General features: G+C 56.7%; 30 protein-coding genes and 1 tRNA gene. 15 read left to right on the top strand and 16 right to left on the bottom strand.

What is annotated here, in order from left to right:
* The 5 genes from J0X19_RS22030 to J0X19_RS22010 form a co-directional block, all read right to left on the bottom strand.
* Entirely contained in the window at nucleotides 1–288 is a 288-nt protein-coding gene (locus J0X19_RS22030; protein ID WP_206986577.1) for a hypothetical protein, read from the bottom strand.
* A 26-nt stretch (nucleotides 289–314) separates the two neighbouring features.
* Complete coding sequence (locus J0X19_RS22025; RefSeq protein WP_206986576.1) at nucleotides 315–1,691, bottom strand: hypothetical protein; 1,377 nt, start codon at nucleotides 1,689–1,691, stop codon at nucleotides 315–317.
* A gap of 354 nt (nucleotides 1,692–2,045) precedes the next feature.
* A complete protein-coding gene (locus J0X19_RS22020) occupies nucleotides 2,046–2,417 on the bottom strand; it encodes a hypothetical protein (RefSeq protein ID WP_206986575.1) in 372 nt (123 codons plus the stop codon).
* Nucleotides 2,417–2,668: a hypothetical protein gene (locus tag J0X19_RS22015; RefSeq protein ID WP_206986574.1), complete on the bottom strand. Its 252-nt coding sequence runs from the start codon at nucleotides 2,666–2,668 to the stop codon at nucleotides 2,417–2,419. Before J0X19_RS22015 ends, J0X19_RS22020 begins: the two co-directional genes overlap by 1 nt.
* Before the next feature lie 49 nt (nucleotides 2,669–2,717).
* Nucleotides 2,718–3,062 carry a helix-turn-helix transcriptional regulator gene (locus J0X19_RS22010; RefSeq protein WP_206986573.1) on the bottom strand — a complete coding sequence of 115 codons (345 nt, stop codon included), beginning with the start codon at nucleotides 3,060–3,062 and terminating at the stop codon, nucleotides 2,718–2,720.
* A 94-nt stretch (nucleotides 3,063–3,156) separates the two neighbouring features.
* Here J0X19_RS22010 and J0X19_RS22005 point away from each other — a divergent pair, with 94 nt between their 5' ends.
* Nucleotides 3,157–3,489 (top strand): hypothetical protein, encoded by a 333-nt coding sequence (locus tag J0X19_RS22005; RefSeq protein WP_206986572.1) that lies wholly within the window; start codon nucleotides 3,157–3,159, stop codon nucleotides 3,487–3,489.
* Here the strand turns inward: J0X19_RS22005 and J0X19_RS22000 are convergent.
* Genes J0X19_RS22000 through J0X19_RS21980 form a run of 5 tightly spaced genes read right to left on the bottom strand, consistent with a single transcriptional unit; the run spans nucleotide 3,478 to nucleotide 5,004 of the window.
* A complete protein-coding gene (locus J0X19_RS22000; protein ID WP_206986571.1) occupies nucleotides 3,478–3,867 on the bottom strand; it encodes a hypothetical protein in 390 nt (129 codons plus the stop codon). The two genes, J0X19_RS22005 and J0X19_RS22000, sit on opposite strands and share 12 nt — an antisense overlap.
* Before the next feature lie 3 nt (nucleotides 3,868–3,870).
* The gene (locus J0X19_RS21995) at nucleotides 3,871–4,185 is read right to left on the bottom strand and encodes a hypothetical protein (protein WP_206986570.1); all 315 of its coding nucleotides are present in this window, start codon (nucleotides 4,183–4,185) and stop codon (nucleotides 3,871–3,873) included.
* Nucleotides 4,186–4,193: 8 nt separating this feature from the next.
* Nucleotides 4,194–4,424 (bottom strand): hypothetical protein, encoded by a 231-nt coding sequence (locus J0X19_RS21990; protein ID WP_206986569.1) that lies wholly within the window; start codon nucleotides 4,422–4,424, stop codon nucleotides 4,194–4,196.
* On the bottom strand, nucleotides 4,417–4,713 hold the full coding sequence (locus J0X19_RS21985) for a hypothetical protein (protein ID WP_206986568.1): 297 nt from the start codon (nucleotides 4,711–4,713) through the stop codon (nucleotides 4,417–4,419). The genes J0X19_RS21990 and J0X19_RS21985 overlap by 8 nt, the downstream gene beginning before the upstream one ends.
* A gap of 33 nt (nucleotides 4,714–4,746) precedes the next feature.
* A complete protein-coding gene (locus J0X19_RS21980; RefSeq protein ID WP_206986567.1) occupies nucleotides 4,747–5,004 on the bottom strand; it encodes a hypothetical protein in 258 nt (85 codons plus the stop codon).
* A gap of 133 nt (nucleotides 5,005–5,137) precedes the next feature.
* Between J0X19_RS21980 and J0X19_RS21975 the strand changes: the two genes are divergently transcribed.
* The 4 genes from J0X19_RS21975 to J0X19_RS21960 all read left to right on the top strand — a co-directional run bounded on the left by J0X19_RS21975 (nucleotide 5,138) and on the right by J0X19_RS21960 (nucleotide 8,440).
* On the top strand, nucleotides 5,138–5,626 hold the full coding sequence (locus J0X19_RS21975) for a hypothetical protein (RefSeq protein WP_206986566.1): 489 nt from the start codon (nucleotides 5,138–5,140) through the stop codon (nucleotides 5,624–5,626).
* A 1-nt stretch (nucleotide 5,627) separates the two neighbouring features.
* Nucleotides 5,628–6,047: a hypothetical protein gene (locus J0X19_RS21970; RefSeq protein ID WP_206986565.1), complete on the top strand. Its 420-nt coding sequence runs from the start codon at nucleotides 5,628–5,630 to the stop codon at nucleotides 6,045–6,047.
* Nucleotides 6,048–6,151: 104 nt separating this feature from the next.
* Entirely contained in the window at nucleotides 6,152–7,342 is a 1,191-nt protein-coding gene (locus tag J0X19_RS21965; RefSeq protein WP_206986564.1) for a hypothetical protein, read from the top strand.
* Nucleotides 7,343–7,381: 39 nt separating this feature from the next.
* Nucleotides 7,382–8,440, top strand: coding sequence for a beta family protein (locus J0X19_RS21960; protein ID WP_206986563.1), 1,059 nt, complete (start codon nucleotides 7,382–7,384; stop codon nucleotides 8,438–8,440).
* On the opposite strand, the gene J0X19_RS21955 is transcribed toward J0X19_RS21960, so the two are convergent.
* Complete coding sequence (locus J0X19_RS21955; RefSeq protein ID WP_206986562.1) at nucleotides 8,409–8,948, bottom strand: sce7726 family protein; 540 nt, start codon at nucleotides 8,946–8,948, stop codon at nucleotides 8,409–8,411. The two genes, J0X19_RS21960 and J0X19_RS21955, sit on opposite strands and share 32 nt — an antisense overlap.
* A 305-nt stretch (nucleotides 8,949–9,253) precedes the next feature.
* Between J0X19_RS21955 and J0X19_RS21950 the strand changes: the two genes are divergently transcribed.
* The 7 genes from J0X19_RS21950 to J0X19_RS21920 all read left to right on the top strand — a co-directional run bounded on the left by J0X19_RS21950 (nucleotide 9,254) and on the right by J0X19_RS21920 (nucleotide 14,931).
* Entirely contained in the window at nucleotides 9,254–9,757 is a 504-nt protein-coding gene (locus J0X19_RS21950; RefSeq protein ID WP_206986561.1) for a hypothetical protein, read from the top strand.
* Nucleotides 9,758–9,795: 38 nt separating this feature from the next.
* A complete protein-coding gene (locus J0X19_RS21945; RefSeq protein ID WP_206986560.1) occupies nucleotides 9,796–10,128 on the top strand; it encodes a hypothetical protein in 333 nt (110 codons plus the stop codon).
* Nucleotides 10,129–10,219: 91 nt separating this feature from the next.
* Entirely contained in the window at nucleotides 10,220–11,797 is a 1,578-nt protein-coding gene (locus J0X19_RS21940; RefSeq protein ID WP_206986559.1) for a T9SS type A sorting domain-containing protein, read from the top strand.
* Between the two features lie 136 nt (nucleotides 11,798–11,933).
* Complete coding sequence (locus tag J0X19_RS21935; protein ID WP_206986558.1) at nucleotides 11,934–12,311, top strand: hypothetical protein; 378 nt, start codon at nucleotides 11,934–11,936, stop codon at nucleotides 12,309–12,311.
* 1 nt (nucleotide 12,312) lies between these two features.
* Entirely contained in the window at nucleotides 12,313–12,645 is a 333-nt protein-coding gene (locus tag J0X19_RS21930) for a hypothetical protein (protein ID WP_206986557.1), read from the top strand.
* 80 nt (nucleotides 12,646–12,725) lie between these two features.
* A complete protein-coding gene (locus J0X19_RS21925) occupies nucleotides 12,726–14,060 on the top strand; it encodes a tyrosine-type recombinase/integrase (protein ID WP_206986556.1) in 1,335 nt (444 codons plus the stop codon).
* A 445-nt stretch (nucleotides 14,061–14,505) separates the two neighbouring features.
* The gene (locus J0X19_RS21920; RefSeq protein ID WP_206986555.1) at nucleotides 14,506–14,931 is read left to right on the top strand and encodes a hypothetical protein; all 426 of its coding nucleotides are present in this window, start codon (nucleotides 14,506–14,508) and stop codon (nucleotides 14,929–14,931) included.
* 135 nt (nucleotides 14,932–15,066) lie between these two features.
* On the opposite strand, the gene J0X19_RS21915 is transcribed toward J0X19_RS21920, so the two are convergent.
* From J0X19_RS21915 to J0X19_RS21895, 5 genes are all read right to left on the bottom strand, one after another.
* Nucleotides 15,067–16,770, bottom strand: coding sequence for an OmpA family protein (locus J0X19_RS21915; protein ID WP_206986554.1), 1,704 nt, complete (start codon nucleotides 16,768–16,770; stop codon nucleotides 15,067–15,069).
* Nucleotides 16,771–17,670: 900 nt separating this feature from the next.
* Nucleotides 17,671–17,752 (bottom strand) — tRNA-Leu (locus J0X19_RS21910).
* 18 nt (nucleotides 17,753–17,770) lie between these two features.
* Nucleotides 17,771–18,307 carry a Fe-S protein assembly co-chaperone HscB gene (gene hscB, locus J0X19_RS21905; protein ID WP_206986553.1) on the bottom strand — a complete coding sequence of 179 codons (537 nt, stop codon included), beginning with the start codon at nucleotides 18,305–18,307 and terminating at the stop codon, nucleotides 17,771–17,773.
* A gap of 92 nt (nucleotides 18,308–18,399) precedes the next feature.
* Nucleotides 18,400–18,699, bottom strand: coding sequence for a putative quinol monooxygenase (locus tag J0X19_RS21900; RefSeq protein ID WP_206986552.1), 300 nt, complete (start codon nucleotides 18,697–18,699; stop codon nucleotides 18,400–18,402).
* 131 nt (nucleotides 18,700–18,830) lie between these two features.
* A complete protein-coding gene (locus tag J0X19_RS21895; protein WP_206986551.1) occupies nucleotides 18,831–19,661 on the bottom strand; it encodes an SAM hydrolase/SAM-dependent halogenase family protein in 831 nt (276 codons plus the stop codon).
* Nucleotides 19,662–19,796: 135 nt separating this feature from the next.
* Here J0X19_RS21895 and J0X19_RS21890 point away from each other — a divergent pair, with 135 nt between their 5' ends.
* The 3 genes from J0X19_RS21890 to J0X19_RS21880 all read left to right on the top strand — a co-directional run bounded on the left by J0X19_RS21890 (nucleotide 19,797) and on the right by J0X19_RS21880 (nucleotide 23,940).
* Nucleotides 19,797–20,918, top strand: a complete 1,122-nt coding sequence (locus tag J0X19_RS21890) for a PhoH family protein (protein ID WP_206986550.1) — start codon at nucleotides 19,797–19,799, stop codon at nucleotides 20,916–20,918.
* A gap of 153 nt (nucleotides 20,919–21,071) precedes the next feature.
* On the top strand, nucleotides 21,072–21,509 hold the full coding sequence (locus J0X19_RS21885; protein ID WP_206986549.1) for a GNAT family N-acetyltransferase: 438 nt from the start codon (nucleotides 21,072–21,074) through the stop codon (nucleotides 21,507–21,509).
* Nucleotides 21,510–21,681: 172 nt separating this feature from the next.
* Nucleotides 21,682–23,940: a ComEC/Rec2 family competence protein gene (locus tag J0X19_RS21880; RefSeq protein ID WP_206986548.1), complete on the top strand. Its 2,259-nt coding sequence runs from the start codon at nucleotides 21,682–21,684 to the stop codon at nucleotides 23,938–23,940.
* The last annotated feature ends 143 nt before the right edge of the window (nucleotides 23,941–24,083 follow it).

Genomic DNA, 24,083 nt, shown 5'->3' with positions numbered 1-24,083 from the left:
TTACTTGGTCCACTGGTGGTTTTCCTTGCGGCAGTACTCGCCGCCCAGCTCCCGGTCGTAGATGATGCAGCGGGCTACCTTCACGCCCAGCTTATCTACTAGCTTCTTCAGGCCGCGGACGCCGTACTCCTTGGGGCTCTCGACGGCGTACCGGCCGCTGGTGTCGAAGCTGAAAAAGTCCATGTACTCCGCGCCGGTGGGGCTGGCCCAATACACGCGGGCTTTGGTGAGGGATTTGCCGGCCAGCGGGGAGTGGCTGCCCTGCGGTGGAAGTGGGGTAGTAATCATGCGGGAATAGAAAAGGGGGAAGGGGATTAGCTGAATAAAGCGTTGACTTTCAAGAGGAATTTGCGGACTGCGTCTTTACCGCCGAGCCGCTGGATGTTCTTCTCGTGCTGGCGGAAGAGGGCCAGCAGCGTGGTATTTTCGATGTAGGCGGGCACCTTCTTGCGCCGGCCGACGAACTTGGGGGCTTCGCCGCGGTCGAGCAGGCGCCGCAGCTTCAGCTCGCCGTAGGCCTTGCCGATGGCCACGTTGATGCGTTCCTGGTCTTTGGCCTTCAGGTCATTGCGCAGCCAGTCGTAGGTACCGCGGAAGCCCTTGACGTTTTCCCAGTCGAAATAGCCGCGGCCGGGTATCATTTCCGCCCAGGGCAGCGGCGCCCAGGCTTTCTCGCCCCGCAGCTGCTTGCCCACAAAGTGCTCCTGCACCAGCTCGATGCGTCGTAGTACCCCCGCGTGGAAGGTTTCCCACTCCCCGAAATCAGCCGGGAATCCGCCATATACCCCAGTCCAGATGGCCCGCTTGGCGAGGCGTTCCTGCTCAGGTGAGAACCGCTGATTGGTATAAATCAGGGCTTTGGCGTACTGCCACGTTTGCTCGACGAAGGCCGCGTTGTAGGCCGTTCGGGCGGCCGTGGCGGCATCCTGGGCCGGGGAGGTGTCTGGGGCGGCCGGCGCCGCGCCGCGCCCCCCCGGTGCCCTTTTCGACGCCTGGCCGGCGTCGGCCCCTTCCGGGTTGTCGCCCTCCGTTTCCTGAGAGGGGTTTCCTGAAAAACCGTCTGCGTGGTATTTATCCACATCGCCGATTGGTTCTTTCTTAAGCAGAACATCAGTTTCAAGAACCTCAGTATGCGGAAATTTATTACCATTTGGGGATAAGGGCCGGGCGGCTGGTTGCGTGAGAGAATCCACCGTGGTATGTATTTCCACCGCGTTTTGGGCCGTTTCCCAGACAAAGGCGGGGTTTATCCACAGCTCAAAACTGGCGTTGCTGCCGTGGCCCTTTTTGCGGGTAATCAGGCCCACCTTTTCCAGCTGCTTGAGGTGGGTGCGCATGGTGCGCTCGGTCAGGGTGCGCTTCTCGTTCAGCTCCTTGGCGTTGACCAGGATGCTGGGCATCTGCACGCCGGTATCCGTCACGAGCACGCCGTAGAGCAGCCCGGAGTTGAGCAGGCGCTGCACCACCTTGCGGGCGCGCTTGATCAAAAATTCGCCGGTCCACTTGGCCCCGTCGCTGACCAGGCGCTGGCCCCGGCGGCTGATGACCTTCTGGGTGCCGTCGGCCATCTGGCGGATGTGGGTACTACGTGGGGTACACTGCCACAAAGAATCGACGCGCAGGTGCCAGCGCAGCAGCGACGTGTCGACGGTCAGCAGCACGGGCGCGGTGGTCGGGGACGGGGTAGACATAGAACGAGAATCAGAGTATAGTAATTTGCCAATATCAATTGGCATCTAAAAAAGACGGTGGGCTGCCAGGCGGGCGGGTGTTCCCGGCCTGGGCCACCGTCGATGCTGGGCAGAGTTGCCGCACCTCCGCTCCCCGTCCGATGCCGCCATCGGGCCACCCACCTGCCGCGATTCCCGGCGCGTAGGAGGGGGGCTGCTCTATCCATCGAGCAACGGGGAGTATAGTTAGTAGCGTATCGCCTGCTCACGAGGGCTTGAGGACCGGACCAGCTTGTGTGTTCACAAGCGGTCCGGCAGCGCCCGAACGGGGGAATGGCAGGCAGACAGGGGGCGGGGAGCGGCCGGGCAGCATGGCTAGCGCGTCGGGGGGCTACTTGGCGCGGGGCCGGCGGGCGCCGTGAGCAGGTGCTCGATGCAGGCGAGGCGCTGCTCGTACCGCTCGCGCATGTGGTGCAGCGTGGCCAGGTCCTGGAGGTAGTCGTGCGGCAAGTGGGGGGCGTCTTCCACCAGGCGAATGTTCTCGTTCAGGCTGGTGAGCATGGGCTGCAGGGCGGCCCGCTCCGCGCGCAGCTGCTGCCTGGTGGGGCGCTGGAGGTCGGGGGCGGGCAGCTCGGCGTAGGGATGCACCAGCACGGGGCGGTGCAGCCGGGCGCTGGTTTCGCGGGCAAAGGCGTGCAGCTGCGAATCGGGCGCGGCGGCGGTGTAGAAGTGAATCGGCGACTCCATCAGGCAGCGGCGGCAACGCGGGTGGGCAACAGCGCCAGCTGCTCGGCCAGGGCGGCCACGTGCAGCTTGCGCAGGGTCAGGCAGCGGCTGAGCTCGTCCTGCATGATGTCGCGGGCATCCGCGCGGCCCGGCAGCTGGAGCCGGTTTTCCAGCAGCGTGATCTGCTGCCCGTAGTGGTGCAGGGCCAGGGAATGATCGGCCGGCGTGAGGGCCGTGAATTCGTCGATGGTAACGTGACTGATCGGGTGCATAAACAAGAAGGGATAAGGGGAGGAGAGTAGGCAGTAGGTAGGCGCGGGGCTAGGAGGCCACGCGCAGGGGCGGCACAGACCGCAGATCGGCAATGGTGAAGCCCAGGCCCTGGCCGTAGGCAAGCAGGGCGGCGCGGGGCACGCGCAGGTAGCCGGGCGAAAACTCCACGGCCAGCAGCTTGATGATGCGGCCCTTTTGGTCGGGCTTGCCCTCGGTGACCCACTTCTTGACCGTGCGCACGCTCACCCGGGTGGCCTGGGCCACTTCTTCCAGGGGCAGGTACTCCTCGGGCGGGGTGGGGGCCGGCAGGGCGGGGCGCAGTTGCTCGAGCAGGCGCAGGGCCAGGGCTTCCAAATCGCCCTTGGTGGCTAGGTGGTTGGCATCGACGGACATGGCGGAACGCAAGAAAAAGTGAGAACTAGGGGAAGGGAAGTGGCAACCCTGCCGGGTAACTCGACCGTATGCAGGGGCTCACCTATGTCCCCACATGGAAAATCTATACCCTCGCCTGCAGCAACTGCGGGCGGAACTAGAAGAGAGTGCCACCTCCCCGGAAAACGGCCTCTCCGTGCTCTATGCCATCCGGCGCGAACTGCTGCGGCACTACCACAACCTGCCGTTTGGCCAGCTTCAGCAGTGCCCGTTCGACCTGCGGGAGCTGTTTTACCGCAACCAGCAGGGGCTGCAACAGCCGCTGTCTTTTCCCTCGCCCAGCTTCCGGGCGCAGTACGTCGGCATCGAGCAGGCCCTCGACGTGCTGGAGCAAGTACTCGGCTGTAACAGGGAGCCGGGGCAGCGGCGGCAGCTTTCAGTCGCATAAGGCAGGCGGGGTCGGGGTAGCAGTGGCCGCGGCCAGCAGGTAGGCGGCGCGGGCCTGGGCCAGGCGGTGGTTGCCGAGCAGCAGCAGGCGCACTTCGCGCAGGCGGCGCACCTGGGTGCTGGCAAAGCACACCGTAGGGGCCTGCGTGCCCGGCCAGAGCGCGCCCATGTTGCAGGCGGCCCAGGCCAGCGGGCCGGCGGCCGGGTGGTGGTGGGCGTACTGGAAGCTGAACTGCTCGCCGGTCAGGCCAGTCCAGGAGCCGGTAACGAGCGTGAGGCTGGCCGTGGCCTGCTCCCAGACCGTGAAACCAAGCTGCCGCAGCAGCGTGGCCACCTGCGAACCTAAGTCGCGGGGGCCGGGCAAACGGGGCGTATCCATTGTTTAGGCAGCTTTTGGTAAGAGCACGCCGAACTCGCGGCGGCAGTCGGTGAGGTCGATTTCGCGGATACCGGCCGGCAGCTCCGCCACCAGCAGCACTTCCTGGGCGGTACTGCCCTCCTGCTGGGCCGTGCGCAGGGCCGGGGGCATGGTGCCGCTGACGTACACGGTTAGGTGGCCCTGCTGGTAGCAGTAGCCCAGAATGGGCTGGGGCGTGGGCACCAAAGCGGCCCCGGCGGGCAGGGCCTGCACGCGCAGGCGCTTGCCAGTGCGGGCGTCGGTGAGCGAGAGGGGCGGGAAAAACAGCTGTTTACTCATGGCGGCAGCTAGTTGGTCCCGTTGATGAAAGCCCGCACCTTATCCGGCGTGTTCAGGCCGCCGCTCAAGGCCTCGAGGGCGTAGAGCAGGTGCACGGTGCCGGGCTTGATGGCCGGGTGTTTGCTCAGGTCCGAAAGAAAGGAAGCGCCGGCGCTGGCTAAATCGCCGGCGTCCACATAGGCCAGGGCGCGGTCTTTGGCCCATTGCAGGTGCTCGGCGCGGCTCATGGGCTCAGGCATAGGACGAGGGCGTTACGGCGTGGGCACTGGGTTCCAGGCTCCCGCTCACCTGGAGCTGCCCGCTCAGGCGCTGGCGGCGCTTTTCCTCAAAGGAGAGCACCAATGGGGTTTCCTCGCAGAAGTGCGGGTGCGTGAGGTTGATTTCCTGGCAGCGGCGCCGTAGCTCCGATAAGGAGGTGAGCATGACCAGCGCCGGGGGCAGCAGCGTAGTGGTAAGGGCGGCCAAATCGCGCAAACTGGGCCGGCGCGGCGCCTGCTCGGGCAGGCAGGGCGTGGTGTCGAGGTTCATTTCCGGGAAAAATGAAGGGGTGAAAGGATGGAATTAGAGGCCGAGCGCCAGGGGCGCGCCGACCGGGGCCGGGGCAGCCGGCAAAAGGTCTTCGGGAATCGAGTAGTTGGGCAGGCCGTAGCCGATGAGCGCCACCAGGTGCTCCAGGTTCATCACCCGGGCGATGCGCACGTTGGCCAGCATGGAGGTGGGGGCCGGATAGCCGGCGCGCACGGCGGTATCGACGGCGCTGGTGGGCAGGTCTTCGATGACGAAAGACAGCAACCGCAGGAATTTCTGACGCTCAGTCATGGCTGTGTTTGGCACAATTCACCGGGCAATTGCTTTCTTGCAACTGCTGGGTACTGTACACCCCACAAACATACGCAAACACCTTACAATTGAAAGCTTACGATTGTAAGTTTTAGACTAAAAAGATTACAAAGTGCAGCAACACCCTATAAATCAGCGGATAAGTTTTCTGCTACAATCCTTCAAATTAAGCGCTCGGGCATTTAGCGAAGCCATTGGAGAGAAGCCTACTATCACGCAGAACTACGTTGGCACTCGCAACTCAATGCCAGGGGCTGATTATATAGAGAAGGTATTGAAGCATTTTGAAAGCATCAACCCTGCCTGGTTTCTTACAGGTGCAGGGGAACCCTTTATTGGCGATGCTCAAGCCAGCCCAGTGACAATCAGCTCCAAGAAAAATAAAGGAGGTGTACAGGCTAATAACATTGGTCAGAACACCATCAATAACATCAGCCTAGAAGATTGTAAACGCAGCTTGGAAAGCTCTCAACAGGAAATCGAGCAACTCAAAGCGCAGTTAGCCAGCAAGGATGCGCTGCTAGGTGCCAAGGACGACTTGATTGCCGCTAAGGAGGAAATGCTGTCGTTGCTGCGGGCCGGGCATAACCGGCCGAATTGATATGGCCGTTACAATTCCTGCCAATGACCATCGAGCCGTCTGGTGGTTTCTTGCCAGTATGGTCATCCCTTTCCTCGCCCCGCTGCTCTTTCCTGAGCCGCAACATCCTATCCACTTCACATCTGACTTTATAAATATTGGGGGGCTTATTTATTTCCTTCTACTAAGCTTCATGTGCTGGGCTGTATGGCATGGGCGCTTATGGGCCAAAATGCTGCTGATTCCTGCATTAGTGTTCGGGATTATCTTTCCTCTTAATCCGCTGTTGCAGCATAAATCCATAGAAATTACCCCTCGGACAGCATTGATCTATATGGCAGCATTGGCTCGACTAATCGCACTGTTCATCCTCACCCGCGACCTACTCACCCGCCGCAGCTCAGCCGCTCCCGAGGCCGGCGTTGCGGAGGGTGGGGCGTAATCTGTTATAGTCAACTTAATATTGCAGCAACTATGCATGTGAATGATGTATTTACCCCAGGATCTTTACCCAGTGTCACTTATTATGAACGTTCCAGTCTCGCCTTGGAACAGAAATTATCGAATGCATTAACTACCCCAGGGTTCATTAGTGTAATTAGTGGTCCATCTAAGTGCGGAAAAACAGTACTCTGCGAAAAAGTAATTGGGGTGGAAAATATGTTACTCATCACAGGTGCTGGCATTACAACCATCGATGTTTTTTGGAGTAAGCTCCGGCAAGAACTATCTACTGAGCGCTCATCTTCTAGCGCAGTTGCAACAACTCTAGGAGGCACTATAACGGGCACAGTTACAGCCACTGGCAGTATTCCTCTTTTAGCAAAGGCAAGCGGATCTGTAGCAGCAAATACCACCGCTACTCGCCAACAAACGTTAAATAGAATATTCGACGATAGGAATTCAAAGGCTTTATTTAAGTTGTTGAGGGATGAGAATTTAACTCTTGTGGTTGATGATTTTCATTATGCAGATGCAGCTTTACAAAAAATATTAGCACAAGAATTTAAGGAAGCTGCTAGAGAAGGAACCCGCATTGTATTAGTTTCGGTGCCACACAGAGCAGATCAAGCTATCCGAGCTAATAGAGACCTTCGAGGCCGGCTACGCTTACTCAATATCACTTATTGGAGTGAGCAGGAATTAATAGAAATACCTAAAAGAGGATTTCGACAACTAGGAATCATACTTGATGAAGCCACGCTTAGTTTTCTAGTTAAAGAAAGCTTATCCTCTCCCCAATTAATGCAGACTTTGTGTCTTGACTTATGTTATAATAATGGATATTTCGGGGAGCAGATACCACCTATTAGGAAATCACTCAGAGCTGAGGAGTTAAAGGAACTGCTTGTAAGCTCTTCTTCTAATACAGACTGTTCAACAGCATATACAATCCTGAAAACAGGGCCAAAGCCTAGAGGTTCTCAGCGAAATACATACATGTACTCTGGTGGACAAACTGGTGATATTTATGCTATAGTATTGGCAGCTATAGCTAGTGGTGAAGCAGCGCTGGCTTTTTCTTATGAAGATTTGAAGGGGCGAATAGAATCACTAATTGATGCTGGATACTCAGAGCCACGTGGTAGCGATATAACTAGTACATTAATACAGATGGATACTTCTATCAGAACCAGAGCAGAAGAGGATAGGGTGATTGAATATGATAAGGAGAAGGAAACTTTAAATATTCTTGACCCTTACTTTCTCTATTATCTACGATGGGCAACGAAATAGCCTATGTTCCTTTCTAATCAAGATTCATTAACCTAGTCGATGTTATACTTTCCCTTTCTCCGAGTCAAAAAAGGCGAAATTAATGCACTAAGCACCTTAAAACCCAAATCTAAATACTCAGTCAGACCTATTCTTCAAATAGCTCCGCCTGATTTAGATGAGAATGGAAAAAAGGTAAAACCTTCTGCTGAATACATTACTAAAATAGCAAATACGCTTCAAGCTGTCTTAAATCCCTCTAGCAACCTAGCTTGCTTTTTAGATCCTAAGCCTTCAGGTATTTCTTCTTCGTTACTCAGGAATCTACTTTTTTCCATTACAACAAATGGAGGAAAGTTTTATCCAGTGTACAGCTTGACAGGGTCTGAGGATTACGTTAAATTATATAACTCACTATTAGGGGAAGGAAAACCCTATATTCTACGTATCCCTATTAATGAACTTACGGGAAAAGCCTTACAAAAAATAAAAGATGCAATAAATGCTTATGAGCTTAAGGCTACTAACGCTTTCATATTGTTAGATGCAGGCGATATTAGTTCGCCTACAACTGCATTAGGTATATACGAAGTAGCTATTCAGGGATATATGCATCAACTAAGTAGTTTGCACCCAGCAGGTCTTATCCTGTCGTCTACCTCGCTACCTAGCATTATGCCAGAGTCTGAAAAGTGGGTGCCGGTTCAGTTTTCAAGAAAAGAGTTAGAGTTCTTCTCTAACGTAAAAGACGGAATTGAGGAAACTATTCATTTTGGGGACTATGCTACAGGAACAGTTTCTATAGAGCCTAGTCCTAGTCGCATCGGAGTGCCTAAAGTTCGCTACACATTTCCTGCATATTACGAGGTGACAAGAGGGCAAAAAGTTGGTCCCTCACCTTTCACGATGAGCGAACAATTTCATAGACTGAGTATGATTTTGGCCAGGAATGCTGATTTCAGCGGTCAAGATTTTAGCTGGGGAGATGAGTTCATTTATAATGCTAGCCAGCCGGGCTCGCAACCGCGTGGTAATGCTACAACTTGGGTTGCCGTTAATACATCTCATCACTTAGAACTTGTCGTTTCTATGCTTCCCTCCATGCGGTACGCGCCTTGAGTATAGTGCGTACATGATGAGAAACCTGGTCTATAGGTAAATTTTCAGCGATACGCTCCCAAAGTTCCCAGCGACGCAAACGGCTCAATCCCTTACTAAGGCCTAATTCAACAAGTAACGATTTGGCTTCCTCATGCCAGAGCAAACTAGCAATCATATACGCTGTCCTGTTGGGATTTTGGGAAGACTCTCGAATTGTTACTAGTTCCCACTTGCCATCCAGGTTTTTAGTAACCATCAAGCCGATGTATTCCGGCAGATACTCTTCTAGCTTCCCTAAATGCTTCGGACCGCAGACTACAGTAATACGATCGAAAATTTGATTATATACTTCCAGTTGTCCTGGCAAACGGTTCAGTGTATCTCTGTCACTCTTAATCTCATAACCAACTAACTCACCGTTAATAACGCCAATATCTATACGTGCTGCGTGTGCTGAGAGCCCCATCTCCTCTACCACACACGAAATGCCGTCGTTCTTGTAACGTCGGAGATATGTTTCGTGCAAGTAGCTACGGATGTCTCTATCTAGCATTGCGGAAATACTTCAACAACAACTTCTTAATTTACAAATTTTCAAGCTATTTTTCTGCAAGCTACCTTGTTTCAGCGGTATGTACAGTACGTACATACGCTGGTCATGACTAAAAAACTTAGCTATAGCTGGTTAGTTTTCGAATACTACACATTCCTTCTCTATTACTTCCACCACTCCGATAACGCCATGTTCCACCTAGCCTTGGGCGGCTGGGTGCTGGCGTGGCGGCTACCGCTGGGGTAGAGCAGGTTTGCAGCGTTAATCCTTCTCCCTGTATGGCCGAGTACCACGTAACCGCCGACGACACCCGCTGCTTCCGCCTGCGTGAAGGCGCCCGCCTCGTGGGGCAGCTCACCTACCCGAGCTGGTTCTCCTTTGAGGCCACGCTCACGCTCGCCACCGAGCCCACGCCGTTTGCCGTCCAGCCCAAAGGCTTCTGGGGTACCACCATCGAGCTGCGCCAGCACGACACCACGCTGCTGCGCTTCAAGATGGGCTGGAACGGCAACATCATCCTGCAGAGCACCTTCCCCGGCCACGCGCCGCAGGATTTCGTGTTCCGCCAGAAAGGCCTCTTCAAAAGCCACTACCTGCTCACCGATGCGGAAGGGCAGGAACTGCTCGTGGTGCAGCCCGATTTTAAGTGGAGCAAGTTCACCTATGAATTCGCCCTCACCTCCACCGCGGCCCTGGAAACGCACCCTTCTAAAGACGTGCTGCTGCTGCTGGCCGTGCACTGCGCCAACTACTACATTACCATGATGTCGGCCGCGGCCTAGGTGCCGTGCCTCGTTCACTCGTTTTACTCCTACCCCTTATGCGCCCTGCCTATCTGCTCCTGCCGCTTGCGCTCTACTTCGGTGCGGCCCTGCCCGCCGCCCAGGCCCAGCAGTCACCCGCCGCCGCGCCCGCCAAACCGATGTACGGGTCGGCGCGCATTTGGGTGCTGCTCTCGTACTGCCAGCTCTCCTTATCGGATGGCGTGAACCCAGCCGGCCCGTTTGACTACGTGCGCGAAAACGGCAAACCGCGCCGCTTCGCCGACCAGGCCGCCGCCTTGAACTACCTCTACGCCCTGGGCTGGGACGTGCAGCCCCAGGGCTTTGAAGAAAGCCGCTTCTACTACCTGCTCAAGCGCCGCACGCCGTAGTACCTCCAGTTGCCGCTGCGCCGGGCCGGCCGCGTGGTGCGATTATTGCGCGAGAAGAACTCAATCCTATTACCTCCTCTATTCCTTCAGTATGAACCGATTACTACCCACTCTGTTGCTTACTGCTGCCGGCTTACTAGGCAGTTCCTATCACGCCACTGCCCAAGCCCCGACGAAACTCTGGGACAAGACGCTGGGCGGCTCAATTACCGACCGCTCGCAGGCCATCCAGCCCACCAGCGACGGGGGGTATATTGTCGGCGGCTATTCCAATTCGCCCCTGAGCGGCGACAAGAGCCAGGGCGGGCGCGGGGACTTCGACTACTGGGTGCTCAAGCTCGATGCCAGCGGCAGCAAGCAGTGGGACAAGACCTTCGGCGGCATCAATGCCGACAACCTGCGCACCGTACTGCAAACCGCTGATGGCGGCTACCTGCTGGGCGGCACGTCCAGCTCCCCCATCGGCGGCGACAAAACCGAATCGCCGCAGAGCAGTGACTACTGGCTCGTCAAGCTCGATGCCAGTGGCACCAAAGTTTGGGACCGCACCTACGGCGGCTCGGCAGTAGACGAGTTAACCACGCTGCAGCCCACCAGCGACGGCGGCTTCCTGCTAGGAGGCTATTCCAACTCGCCCATCAGCGGGGCGAAAACGCAGGCCAATCTGGGCAGCAACGACTACTGGGTGGTCAAAATCGACGCCACCGGCACCAAGCTCTGGGATAAGACCTTTGGCGGCTCTTCCGCTGACTACTTGTATAGCCTGCAGCAAACCACCGACGGCGGGTACGTGCTCGGCGGGTATTCCAGTTCGCCCATCAGCGGCGACAAAACCCAGGCCAGCTGGGGCAACAATGATTACTGGGTGCTCAAACTCGATGCCAGCGGCACCAAGCAGTGGGACCGCACCGTAGGAAGCTTCGATAGCGACGTACTCTACAAAGTAGCCCAAACCACGGATGGGGGCTACATTCTAGGGGGACACTCTAATTCCGGGCTGTTTGGCGACAAGACGCAGAACAGCCAGGGGGGCGTCGACTACTGGGTGGTCAAACTCAACGCCAGCGGCACCGTCCTCTGGGACAAAACGCTGGGCGGCTGGGGCTCTGAATTTTTTGCTGATGTGCAGCAAACCAGCGACGGCGGCTTTCTGATCGGCGGTGTGTCCGACTCCAACGCCACGGGCGATAAAACGCGCGTCAGCCAGGGCGACGGGGACTGCTGGCTGATTAAGCTCAGCGCCAGCGGCGTTACGCAATGGGACAAGTCGCTGGGTGGCAACCGGGTGGACGATTTGGCTATGCTCCGGCAAACCGCGGATGGGGGCTATATTCTGGCCTGTGGCACCGCGTCGGATGCCAGCAGCGACAAAACGCAGGCCAGTCAGGGCGGCCAGGATTTCTGGGTGATCAAACTGGCCGCCGACCCGCTCAGCACCAAAACTGCGACTGCTCGCCCGGCTCTCACCGCTTATCCCAACCCCACCCGTGACCAGTTCACCTTGCGCGGCCCGCTGGGCACGCCCTACCAGCTGCTCAACCAGCTCGGCCAGGTCGTGCGTGCCGGCCAGCTTTCCGCCCAGCCCCTGGACGTGCAGGCCCTGCCCGCCGGCCTCTACCTGCTGCGCGACCAGACCAGTGGCCATACCACTAAGCTTATAAAAGAGTAGCGTTTACGGTAGGTAGCGCGATGCTAGGCAGGGCGCTACTAATGCGTACTTTCTATATATTGGCAGCCGTATTCTGTTACAGCTACTCACCAACGGCTCCTTCCCGCGCCGCCATCGGGGTTGGGCACGCGCTGTCATGCCGCCTACTCCGCTTATCCTTGCGCAACTCAAGCGCCTGTTTCGGCAAGTTCGTCGCCTGCCCGTAGGCCAGTATCCCATCCCCGTCCAGCACCGGCTGCGGCACCTGCTCACGGCCACGATTGAAGCCCTGTACGAACTCTATGCCAGCTCGCTGTGTTCTCCCGACGCCTTTCGGTATCAGCTCCTGCTCAACCAGATGCACTTGGTCCAGCAGACCTTCTTGCTGACCCCTACCCTCAATTATTCGTTGCTGCTAACGGAGCCACCCCCCCGCGCAGTGGCAGCAAACCCACGAGCTGCTGCTGCGCGTGCTCGAAACCACCCTGGCCACGGCGCTGCTCGAGTAATTTATTGCTTTATCACGCGTTTATAGGATGCCTGCTTTACTTATTGCCCGCCTGCACCAGGACCGGGCGTATTTACGCCTAATTGGGGAGCGGAACCGGGTGCTTACCGAAGAGGAGCGAGTGCCCTTGCAAGCGTTTTTCACGGTGCTCGTCGAGGAGCTGCACCAGCTCTACCCCGCGCACGTGCCCGAGGGGCGGCGCTACCTCTTTTTGCAGCACCTGGCCATGCTCGACACGGAAGTGCAAACCTTCGTCACTACGCCCAACTACTTGCAGGCGGCCCTTAACCGGCACCAGCTCGTGCAGGTGGCCCTGGCGGCCCTCAATTTCACCCTGGCCTTGTATCCGTCCCTGACCTGAGCACCCGGCTGGGCGCGGCGGCTTCCTCCTAGTAACTTCGTGAAAGAGTAAACTCGGCGGGCAGGTGCTAGTTTTACGGCATGGACATCACGCGTCAATTGCGCCGCAGCGCCTTGAACAAGCGCGGCTTGGCTCCCATTCAGATGACTATCTGCTGGGCCGGCCACCGCCTGCGCATTGGCAGCGGCGAAGTGGTGCGCCCCGAGCACTGGGACGAGGAAAACCACAAGGTAAAAGCCGTTAAAGGTTCCTACTACCACCAGATCAACCCCAAGCTGGCCGCCATCGAGCAGGCCGCCGAGGAGGCCCTGTATGCGGCCGAGCAGGCGGGGGTGCTGCTCAGCGAGGCCGCGCTGCGCGCCGCGCTGGAGCCGGCACTCAAGCCCGGCAAAACGCTCAACCCCTCGGTGGTGCCCGCTACGGCCGGGGAGGGGGCGGCCCCGCGCACGTTTTTGCAGCTCATGGACGCGTGGGTGCAGGAGTCGGCCCGTAAGCTGCACCCGACCACCTACCGCCCGATGGCCAAAACCACGCTCGACGGGCTCAAGGCCACCCGGCAGCGCTTTGCGCTCTTCAGCCAGGCCAAGCAGGTGCCACTCACGCTCGAGGGCATGGACAACGCGTTTTACTACGCGTTCCGCGAGTACGTCATGGACGAGCTGGGCCAGGAGGCCAACACCTTCGGCAAGCACATCACTCGCCTGCGCACCTTCCTGGCCTGGTGCGAAGACCAGGACTTGCCCGTCAACCGCCGCTACCGCAAGTTCACCGCCCCCAAAGTCTACGTGGGCGTGGATGCGCTGACCGAGCAGGAGCTGCGCCGCATTCAAAAGCTGGACTTCCACTCCGAGCAAGTGCAGCAGCAGTTGCTGGAGCTGCACCGCGCCACCCATTCCAAGGCCAACGCGCCCGAGATGCATAATTACCAGGCCTGGGCGGCGCACGTGGCGCTGGCCCGCGACAAGTTCTTGGAGTGCTGCTACACCGGCCTGCGCATCAGCGACGCCGAGAAGCTGGGCTGGCAGCACGTCAAGGGCCAGATGATTCACATCAAAGCCGGCAAGACCGGCGGCGAGTGCTACATTCCCTTCTACGACGACAACCTATTCCGCCTGGTGGAGCTGGCCACCGCCTACGAGCACCGCGCCCCGGACGGGCTGCTGCTGCCGACGTGTTACCGGGTCAACGAGTTTTTAAAGATTGTCGCGCAGCTCGCCGGCATCACCCGCCTGACGCTCAGCAGCAAGGTGGGCCGCAAAACCTTCGTTACGCTCAAGCTCTACCAGGGCGTGCCCACCCGCATGGTCATGCAGGCCACCGGCCACACCACCGAGGCCAGCTTCAACCGCTACGTGGGCGTGGACACCATCAAGCTGCTGCAGGAGTTCATGCGCCGCTCCTCGAACGCGGCCTAAAAGTGTGCGGCAGATTTATGTGGCAGATTTCAGGTAATTCCCTTCCAGTCGTTGGCAGTGCTTACCGCGCAACCCGCGTTTTTGCCTACCTTACGGCGCTTTTAGTGGAAAGCGCTGGAAACGAAAAACACGTTTTTAGTCCTAGCGTGACCACTAAAAAGCCCCATCGTGCTGCGCCGAGGGGCTTTTTTCTTTTGTGATGTTTGGTGCGTGATGAGCAGCGGGTTTGGGAGCCGAGAAATCTTGGTATGCTCTTCTGTTGCGCTGGCCTTGCCAAAGTTTCTGTAGGTCCTGCGCTTTAATAGCCTTGCTATCGTAGCTCTGCTTCCTGATAGTGTGCAGTTGCGGCCGGGTACCTTACGGTGGCTTGGCAAGAGGCCATCGGTTTTGGTGTTGCAACCATTTACGTAATGCTACTTAATCTACTCTATTAGCCTCCAGTTCTATGCCGACCGAATTACATGATGCCCTTGGGCGGGTATACCTTATACTCGATTACGACGCCGAAAATCAGTGGGTTTCCTCCACGTGGGTAGGTGACCAGAGCTATGCCAGCGTGCTCACTGGCTGCAATGCAGGGCTTCTCTTGTTGCAGGAAAAGGCGTGTTGCTGTCTGCTCAATGATAATCGTCAAATCAGTGGTTTTTGGAGTGAAGACGCGGTGGAATGGATAGTAGCGAATTGGGTGCCGCGCGCCGTGCAAGCAGGCTTAACGCATATGGCCACCGTTGTGCAGCCTGGGTCGTTGGCAGCCGTTTATGCCGAGGCCGTGCAGTTAGGTGCGGTTAGCAACCTCCATAACCGGCACTTCTTTTTCCTGGCATCAGCTCAAGAGTGGCTGCGGGAAGCACAGAAAGGAGCCACAGAATAGCTTTTTACACAGACCAGAAGCAGAAGTAGAACAGCGTGCTGGCTGGGAAATAAAAAAAGGTCCTCATCAGCATAATGAGGACCTTTTTTTATGATGTTCTATGCAACAAAGCCGCAACGACTATACGACCGTGTTCTACCAGTTACTATCGCGCTTAGTAGAAGGAACGGCGGCTTCTCTAACTGCTTGCGCGGGTTTTCTGCTTTTGGTTGAAGTCTTCTTGCGCGAAGTTTTTACAGCTGAGCGTTTTTTCGCTGGAGCGAGCTTGGGCTTGGCGGGGGGAGCAACTGAGAGAAGGGTTGGGGCAGAGCCGTACTTCTGTTGAGCGGCATTTAACTCCCCGGTAAGGAATAGGTCAAATTCCACCCGCCGGTTACGAATTCGCCCGGCTTCGGTGGCATTATCAGCAAGAGGATGGCTTGAGCCGTAACCGCGCAGTTCCACGCGGGTATCGGCGCTGCCTTTGCTAAGCAGGTAGCGCCGGGCGGCAGCGGCCCGTTCCTGTGAAAGCCGTAGGTTATATGCTGCTGATCCTTGGCTATCAGTGTGGCCGGCAATACTAAGCGAGTAATTAGGGTATTGCGTCAGGATTTGGGCAATAGTATCCAGCGTGGCATAGGAGGAGGGTAGTAGCGTGGCTTGGTTGCGCTCAAAGCCAATAAATAAGGTAGCCTGCCGTAACCGCTGACGGTCTCGCGCCTTGATTTCGGGGCAGCCGTGGTTGGTAGCTGGTCCTGCGTCGTTAGGGCAACGGTCGGTGGCGTTGGGGGTACCGTCGCCGTCAGTATCCGTAGCAGTTGCTGTGGTTTGGGCAGAGTCGGGGTTGGCCTGGGTGGTAGCAGTTGCCACCGAGCACCCGTTGGCATCAACAGCTGCGCCAGCAGGTGTATCCAAGCAATTATCGTTGGCGTCTGTTACTCCGTCGTTGTCGGTATCAGGGCAGCCGTGCAGTTCAGGTTTGCCGGGTGTATCAGGGCAAACGTCATCTACATCATCTATACCATCTTTATCGGTATCAGGGCAGCCCCGCATTTCGGCGGTTCCTGGGTCATTGGGGCATTGATCCTGATAGTTCGGCACGCCGTCATGGTCATCGTCTAGGGGGCAGCCATGGGCATCTACTTCAATGTCGGCAGGGGTTTTAGGACACTGATCCAGCCGGTCGGGTACACCATCCTCGTCAATATCTCGGGCTTGGCCCATATTAAACGTCAGGCCCACAGTATGCTGCAAAAAACGGTCGGCCCACCGAGGGTTGTTGAGCGCCGGCACCCCATCCAGGTTGGCATGTAAAGGCAAATGCTGGCTGCTTTGCACAAAAAAGCTAACCCCTCGGCCCAAACGAAGACTAATGCCAGCTCCGCCCATTACATCTATATAGCCTTTATCTTCGTCGATACGGTTGCCATCTGTCAGCCCCACCCGGCTGGCGTACGTCCAGCCCCCACCGGCTAGCAGATAGGGCTGCACGCGAGCTTCCTCCTTGAGCGCCCAGCCATTGTTGAGCTTGAATTTCAAGCCGAGAGTGCTGTTGAGCAGCGTGGTATTGAAATAAGAAGCAGCACTGCGTTGGCCTGTTAGCTGCCCATAAAAGAATTGAGTGTTTAGATCCAGCCCCCGAAACAGATATAGATTAACGGCTACGCCTGGGGCGTATTGACTGCTATTGAATTTCCAATAATCTGAGCCGAAGTCGCCTTGGTATTGTAGGGTGCTTGCGTTGATGCCAATGCTGGTGCGCCGCTCCCTTGTCTGGGCGGAAGCTGTTGGTAGCTTAGCGGCCAGGGCTGCCAGCAACAGTAAAGCAGATAATTGGAAACGGGAAAGGAAGTGCATCATGGAAGGGAAGTATGCGCAGACTATAAAAGCCATTTACTCCAACTGAAATGAATTTGCCCGGTAACCGCCCGTGGAGTAGCAGCTTTCCGGGGAGAGTACTTCATGCTGCTGCCTGCAATGCTGGTGCTTCTTGATCTAAAAGGAAAAACAAAAAGAAGAATAGTTCAAACAGCATCGTGGCAAACGAGCTAACAGGGGAACAACTTCGAATTTACTGCAATTCCGCACGCGCAAGAGCAGCATTTCGACCAACAGCTTTACTTAGTGGGTAAAGAAGCACATGTGCGGGCTGGCTGCCCCGCGCCGAAATCCAGAAACAGCCTATCAACCTAGGCTAGTTGCACCAACTCTCTATTCGGAGCGGTCCGCAACTATTCTGTGTTACTGGTTAGTACAGGGCAGGCAGTGATTGTACTGGGGGGAGTACACACAATTGGTATAAAGCCACTGCGTATTCTGCTAATTCCACTACTGCTATTGCTGTGGCGGTCAAATAAATATTTGATAGAAGGAAGCTCCTGTGTAGGTGACTTCGAGTATAGTTGAACTATCGGGTGTAGTTTATCTGAAACCAGGTTTTTTGCTCAGAATTAGGGATATACCGTAGTAAGCACTGTAGTCTCAGCGACGAGCGTATGCCCTATCGGGCTCTTGCGCCACTGCATATACGCGTAGCAGGGCTTATGATGGGTCTTGAATAGGCAAACGCCGCGCTAAGGTTTGGAATCAATCCGCAAACCAATTGCTGCCAATAGCAAACCAGCAAGGTGGTTCAATATATGAATACCTGAAGCTGCACCAAGTAGACAAATGGGGTGTGCCGTAATGCCAAAAGCGGCCCCTCCAATTGCTTGGAAAGGCCGCTTTTACGACTAATTCAGCACTTCTAGTGCCTACGGGTACCCAGAGCCGGAGTCGAACCGGCACACCTTGCGGTATTGGTGTTTGAGACCAACGCGTCTACCGGTTCCGCCATCTGGGCTTCACTCATTCCTGCTGATCAGGAACGGGCTGCAAACTTAGTTAGACTTTCGCGAATGCGCAACAGGTACCGCTTTTTTAGGTAATACGTTTGTATTTGGTGTAGTGCTTGGGGACGCGCTTCAACGGGGAGACCCGGGTAACCAGCCAGCACTGGTTCGATGCCCGCATCTAGTGTGTCAGCCAGTGCGTTAACCTCGGATTCCACCTGTGCAGCTACCTCCGGATTCGGGTCGAATTCTAGCTCCATTATTTGTTCGTTTAGCTCCATTACCTCCATTAAAAAATCTGGTGGCATCGACTGTTTTCCTTCTTCCAAGAGTCCGTGGCGGCTTAAAATGTAGGCCATGCGGAGGTCGGCGTCGGAAAGAGTGCGGTAGGCGTTGGTGTTAAGCGTCGATAGGCGTAAGACCTCCTGCTGCCGCTCGGCGCTTTCCGTAGCGTGAAAGTCGGGGTGATATTCGCGACTTAGGGCATAATAGCGGCGTTTCAAAGCCGCGTCATCAAGCTGAAAGGCTTCGGGCAGGTCGTAGAACTCGAAATAATTGGTTTCCATAGCTAGCAATACCGGTTTCACCACTTAAGGTTAACAAGCTGGAGTGATATTGGTGCGTTGATGCTGCTGGTGCCTGCTGAATTACAGTGACTCTAAAGGGCTGCTAACGGAACTTGCTGCACCGAAAACGCCTGCGCAGGGGCCGCAAACAGCCCCTTGGTTGCTGGCCACACTTGGCCAAATAGTGCAGAGCGACGGTAGGCGTTCAATGCATCCGCTGAATCCCAATGGCTGTGAGTGCAATACACATTGGGTTGGTCGGCATCCTGCCACAGCTCAAGAAACTGGCACCCTGGCATCTGTCGGATCTGCTCCTGAGAATTGCGGAAAATTTCCAAGAAGGCTGGTACTGCTTCCGGTAAAAACGTCATCCGCACGATTCGGATTAGCATAACAGGGAGGGGGATATGGTTACTTTGCTCTTACAAATAAAGCGCAGCGCTTGGGAGTTCTTAATTTAACTGATATGTCTGTTTAACATAATATTAAAACAAATGCTGAAAATGCCTTCACTGCGCCGTGGCTAGGATTTTACTTGGCGGGCCGTGTAACTTTCTGAAGCTACGGGCGCAACTGGCACTCCTTCGTTTGGGAAACGTAAGTCTACCTGCGAGTCGAAGTGGAGGCCCAGCAACTCCGATGCATTGCCTTGGTTGATGCCGATGCAAAGCTGGTCTTGGCTGTTGAAAATGCAGACGGCTTCGCCGGGGTCGGCGGCTTGAAAGTGCGCCGCAATTTCACGTACTGTTTCGCGGGCGAAATGCACGGTGTAGGGGCGGTTGCGGCCAATGACCTCCACTGCCTGCCGCGTGATGTTGGTAATCAGGTTGCCGTAGTGGTCGACGTGCACCACGTGGCCGGTGATGCGGTTATCCTGGAGGCGCACTTGGCGGTTGAGCAGTTGAAAGAACTGCGTGACAGTGGGGCCAAGGTCGGTGAGGTGGCCGCCTTGCGCTAGATGTACTGCCGCAGGAGCCAGCAGGTCGCGGGTGGGGGAGGAGGTGAGGGTACTGGCCGCGCCCAAGCTAACCAGCTCCTCCGGCTGGCCGTCGCAGAGCAAGGCAAGCAGGCCATTATCGGCGCTTACGAAATAATGACCCTGAAAGCTGGCCGCGTGCCAGGCGGCGCGAGGGCCACCCAAATCATTGACGCCAACCAGGTGTACGGTGCCCGCCGGAAAGTCACGAAATACCGCATTTAGAACGTGAACGGCGTGCGCGATGTTGAAGGGTTCAACAGCGTGCGAAATGTCGAGAACCGGCACGGAAGGCGCTAATTGTAGAATCCGCGCCTTCACCGCCGCCACGTAATGGTCGCGGTAGCCGAAGTCAGACAGAAACGTAATCAACCCCATTGCCGGAAATCCTGAGTTCTTCGTACTATTGTTTTGGTGCCCTTCAAGGGCGGCAAAAATAGGCTATTTGCCCGAACCGATATGCTTCGGGTGGCTTCATTTCACTCAACTCCCTAGTCCTTACCACCCCTTAATTTGGTAGAGAAAGTCATCACGCTCGAAAACGTGTCCCTGATTGATTTCCTGGGGCCCGATAACCAGAACATCCGCCAGCTAGCGGCGGCTTTTCCAGGTAGCAAAATTATTTCCCGCGGCAACGAGATTAAAATACAGGGCCAAACGCCCGTCATCAGCCGTATCAACGACATCCTGTCGGCCTTGCTGGAGCACTATCACCAGTACGGACAAATCACCGACAAAACAGTAAGCCAGTACCTTTCCTCGGCCGATGAAGACCAGCAGGACCGTTTGTTGGAAGCCTCGCCCGATGTCATTCTGTTTGGGGCCAAGGGCGGCGTTATCAAAGCCAAAACGGCCAACCAGCAACGCCTCGTTGATGCCGTAATGCGCCACGATTTGGTGTTTGCGCTGGGGCCTGCTGGCACCGGCAAAACCTACATTTCGGTGGCGCTGGCGGTACGGGCCCTCAAAAACAAGGAGGTTAAGAAGATCATTATTTCGCGCCCCGTGGTGGAAGCCGGTGAAAGCCTGGGTTTCCTGCCCGGTGACTTGAAAGACAAGATCGACCCGTATCTGCGGCCCATTTATGATGCGCTGGAGGACATGCTGCCGCCCGAGAAGTTCAAGTTCTACATGGAGAACAAGACCATCGAAATTGCGCCGCTGGCCTACATGCGCGGCCGCACGCTCAACAACGCTTTTGTGTTGCTCGATGAGGCTCAGAACACTACACCTTCGCAGCTGAAGATGTTTCTGACTCGCATGGGGCCAACGGCTAAAGTGATGGTGAACGGCGACCGAAGCCAGATTGACTTGCCTACCAAGCAGAAATCGGGGCTGATTCAGGCGTTGGATATTCTGAAGGACGTGAACGGCATTGGGTTCGTGGAAATGAGCTCCGAAGATGTGGTGCGGCACCGGTTGGTGAAGTCGATTGTGATGGCCTACGACAAGTACGACGTAGCCGCGCAGCACGAACAAGCCAACTCCATCAACCGGCCCATTCGGGAGGCGCAACCCTACCGTCGGCCAAACAACCCCGGTTCTGCCGCTTCCGACCCCGGCCGGCACCCCGATGCCCGTCGCGAAGACGATGGCACCCAGGAACTGCCCGTGAACCAGGAGCAACAGCTCTAACTTCAGGCCGGAATCAACGTAACAGCATCAACTATTCTCGAAAAGCTGCTTCTCTAGGGAAGCAGCTTTTTTCGTTTTGTTTCTACTTTCGCCGACCAACCAGTGGTGAAACTTTTCCGCAGAACTCGATTAACCCGCTTAAATCAGTGCATTATGGAAGCTCAACGCATTACGGCCCCACACGACCTGGAAGCAGCCTTTGCCATCCGGCACAACGTGTTTGTGGAAGGGCAGAATGTGCCCGCAGAAGCCGAACATGACGCCTACGATGCCGATGGCGCTACGCATTACTTGGCCCGGACCGCCGATGGGACGCCCTGCGGAGCGGCCCGCTGGCGCAAAACCGACGGCGGTGTGAAGCTGGAGCGTTTTGCAGTGCTAACCGAATATCGTAACCAGCAGGCCGGCGCGGCGCTTCTCAAGCAAGTACTCGAAGACGTAGATGCCACCTGGCCCGGCGCAGTAGTGTACCTGAATGCGCAACTACCGGCTGTGCGTTTCTATGAAAGGCACGGCTTTGAGAAGGTCGGTGAGATGTTCGAGGAGTGCGACATTCAGCACTACAAAATGGTGCGGCGCACAAGCAATTAGCAGCAGTACCCAGCAAAAAGCCAGAGCCCTTTCGTGCGTTACGGAAGGGCTTTTTTGTGCCTTCACTGCTTGGTGTAGTACAACGTGGCTGGCTTTTGATATATTACCTAATCCGTTACGTGGCTATCCGGTTCGGAAGCAAGATTATCATATACTAAGTGCTACTTCTGTTATGAAGAATACCATTACCTGGGCCTCTTATGCCTTTGTGCGCCTGACGTTGGCGTTGATGGCCGGTATCCTGACTTACCTGTATTTCGGAGAGATGCTGCCGCCTCTGGCAGGAGGGGTAGTAGGAGCAGTGTTGCTGTTTGGGGCGGCGCAGTGGTGGGCCGGTCGGCAACGGCGCCCCGAAGCCACGGACCTGGCTGGTATGCTGGCGGTGCTGGCGGTATACGTGGCCGGGGCCGCGCTAACGCAGCAAGCCACCGAATCCAGAGCTGCAAATCACCTGTATCGGTTTGGAGGTGAAATCGAGTTTTATCGCGCTGTGGTGGACGATTATACGGTGGTACGGCCCGCCACCTATGCTACCACGGTGCGCGTGTCGGCAGTGCGGGTGGCAGGGCAGTGGCAAGCGGCGGTGGGCGGTATTCGGGTGTCCATTCCGCGCGACGCGGGCGTGATGGCGCCAGTTTACGGCAACGTGTGGCTGGTACGCGGGGCGCCTGCACCCAGCAAAGCGCCGCTCAACCCCGGCGAGTTCGACTACCGCCGCTACCTGGAGTACCACCAGGTGTATCATCAACAGTTCATTCACCCCGACCAATACCGCGCTATAGCCACCGCGCCGCCTAGCTACCTGCGGGCCGTGGCCATGCGCACCGCCCGAGTGCTTGATGGCGTATTCCGGCAATACGTGCACAATAAGCGCGAATACGCCTTGGCCTCGGCCCTGGTACTGGGCATCAAAGACGACGTGGATCAGCAAACCAAGCAAGCCTACGCCAACACCGGTACCACGCACATCATGGCCGTATCGGGGTTGCAGGTGGGCTTGCTGTTTGGGGCCGTAACGTGGCTGCTCAGTCGGATTCCGGGGCGGCGCGGGGCCACGTTTCGGCTGGTGTCGGCGCTGCTGGGGCTAGCTGGCATCTGGAGCTATGCGTTCCTGACGGGCCTGTCGGCCTCGGTACTACGGGCGGCCGTGATGTTCACGTTCATTATTGTGGCACGCGCCAGCGGCCGGCAAACCAATATGTTCAACACGCTGGCCGTAGCGGCTTTCTGTTTGCTTTGCTACGACCCCTATCTGCTCTGCGACGTTGGCTTTCAGCTGTCTTTTCTGGCGGTTATCAGCATCGTGTATTTGCAGCCGCGTATTGTGGCCTGGCTGGATGTGCGCGGCTATTTCCTGAACAAGCAACGGCCCTGGCAATCCAAACAATTACAGTGGCTTTGGCAGAAAACCAGTTGGCTGCTGGATAACATCTGGCAGGCTACGGCGCTGTCGTTGGCGGCGCAGGTGGCTACGTTTCCGCTGGGGCTCTACTATTTCCATCAGTTCCCGCTGAGCTTCTTGCTCTCCAACCTGGTGGCGGTGCCTATTTCCTCTATGGCCGTGTACGTAGGGCTGGGGCTGCTTCTGCTGAAAGGCGTTGTGGCCTTCATCGGCTTATTTTCAACCGGCTTAGCGAGTGTGCTCGACTTCCTGCCGAAAATAGTAGGGGTGGTGTTTGAACAAATGATTTGGCTGTTCAATCAGTACATCTTCTGGATTGGGAACTTCATGCCGGGCGCCCTCATTTCCGGCATCCACGTTACGGCTCCGCAGGCCTGGCTGATTTTCGCCATTATTCTAGTGTTGCTGGCGTTTGTGGCGCGGCGGCATCTGGCGTGGCTAGGCATGGCGTGTGTGCTGATGGGCTTGTTTGCGGGCAGCAGCATGTGGGCCGCCCGCCGCCTCGCACCCGATGAGCAACTGATTTTCTACAGTATTCCGCGCCGTTCGGTGGTGGGGTTCTGGCAGGGCGCGGCCGCCCACATTGTTACCGTTGATTCGTTGCCGCTCACCGAAACCGAACGTACTTACCGCATTGTGCCGGGCATCATTCAGCGCGAAGCCCGGCAGGTAAGCTACCACGCCGGCTGGCGCGGTAGCCAAGTGCCCGTGCACCGCCCCGACAGCAGTGGGCTGGTGCTAGCGGTGTGGCGTGGGGTGCGGGTGGCTTTCGTGTCGGGGCGGCTGGATGGCGCACGGCAGCCCTGCCCGGTGGATGTGGTGGTGCTGCGCCGCAACGCCCGCGTCTGGCCCGAAACGTTGGAAGCCGTATTCGGGCGGCAGCCCACAATTATTTTCGATTCTTCGTGTAAATCTTGGTACGTTGCTTCACTGCAACCAAAGCTGCAAGTAGCTGGCTGGCAGACGCATGACCTCACGCAGCAAGGGGCATACACCCGGCAGCCGGTAGCGGCTCCGGCCGGAAACTAGCGCCCTACGAAACCGCCGCGCCTGCTTACTCGCTATATAGTTTTTATAGCGCATCATTTTTGCTAGGTTTGGTTGGTACCGACCTTATTTCGCGTCGCTCGGCCGTTTGGCGTTGCCAGACCAGCTTCCCGTCGTTTACCTCG

It is taken from the genome of Hymenobacter telluris, from assembly GCF_017313265.1.
GTDB lineage: Bacteria > Bacteroidota > Bacteroidia > Cytophagales > Hymenobacteraceae > Hymenobacter > Hymenobacter telluris.
The sequence above is the reverse complement of the archived record's forward strand: the minus strand, read 5'-3'. Positions and strand labels throughout refer to the sequence as shown.